This is a genomic window from Psychrobacter sp. Ps6, assembly GCF_022129235.1.
Lineage (GTDB): Bacteria > Pseudomonadota > Gammaproteobacteria > Pseudomonadales > Moraxellaceae > Psychrobacter.
Map to the genome: position 1 here is coordinate 1 of NZ_JADQAI010000093.1, position 1249 is coordinate 1249.

Annotated in this window: 2 protein-coding genes; one reads left to right on the forward strand and one right to left on the reverse strand. The window is 40.1% G+C overall.

All coding sequences use genetic code 11. The annotated features are described in order from the left end of the window. Window positions 1-302, forward strand: a 302-nt coding sequence (locus tag I3255_RS13990; protein WP_238039357.1) for a PACE efflux transporter, incomplete at its 5' end; no start/stop codon positions are given. A gap of 65 nt (window positions 303-367) precedes the next feature. Here I3255_RS13990 and I3255_RS13995 read toward each other — a convergent pair. Further along, on the reverse strand, window positions 368-1249 hold an 882-nt coding region (locus tag I3255_RS13995; protein WP_238039359.1), incomplete at its 5' end, for a sigma 54-interacting transcriptional regulator.

Here is a 1249-nt window from a genome sequence, read left to right on the forward strand (position 1 = left end):
CAACAGGCTGGAACTTTGTTTATAACATTCTGTTTGATAAAGGTATGCTACGCTTTACAGGCGGATTAGAAAAAACCTTTAAGCACAGAGTTATTCATGCGGTGTGCTTTGAAATCAGCTTGTTATGGTTAACATTACCCGTCATGGCGTGGTTTTTGGATATCACATTGTGGCAGGCTTTGATCATGGATTTGGGATTAGTGATCTTCTATTTCTTCTATACCTATGCGTATAACTGGGTTTATGATTTGTGGTTCCCTATTCCAGCGGTTTCTATTAGCACAAAAGTTCGCCCAATTTAATCACAAAGAGAGCAATATCCTAGCCCGTATATTAAAACCTTTTAGGTATAAGATACGGGCGATACTTATTTATTTTTATTGGGATGCAAATCGTATTTTTTCAGAAGACGATACATAGTTGCTCGCGAGATACCTAATTCTCTAGCTGATGCTGTGATTTGATTATGATTATTTTCTAATACTTTGATAACGGCGGCTCTATCTGAATCGGCTCTTGCCTGTTTTAGGCTATGTGTATCCTCTTGTGTCCCTGGCAATTCAAGTAACTCAGAACCAACACATTGATGATCCGCCAGTAATGCGACCCGTTTAAGCTTACTGACTAATTCGCGCACGTTACCTGGCCATGGATATTGACGTAAAGCATTGAGAGCATCATCGCTGAAACATTGAGCGACTCCATTATATTGACGCGAGTATTGCAACAACAATAGACGCGCTAAACTCACTATATCATCACCGCGCTCGCGAAGTGGTGGAACCGTGATAGAAACAATATTTAATCGATAATATAGTTCTGTCATTAGCTTGCCAGATACAAGCAACTCTTGATGAGAAACCGTGGTTGAAGCCATCATTCGAATATCAATAAATAAACGCTCTTGATCTGAATTCTGATAATACCCAAGCTCTAAAATCTGTAATAATTGAGCCTGATGCTCTAACGATAAGTGGACTATATCATCAAGAAATAACACCCCACCCTGTGCGGCCATTAAACAATTTTTAACACCATCAGCTGTTTCTATATTCCAACCGGCTAACAGTTCACGACAATTGACCCGGATAAACGGATATTTAGCCCGAATAGAGCCACGATGAATGGCTTGAGCGACTAACTCTTTTCCAGTACCAATTTCTCCCTGAATAAAGACGGGTAAATCAGATAATGCCGTTCGGGTAACCTGATTCTGTAATTTACGCATAACCGCACTATCACCCTGAAG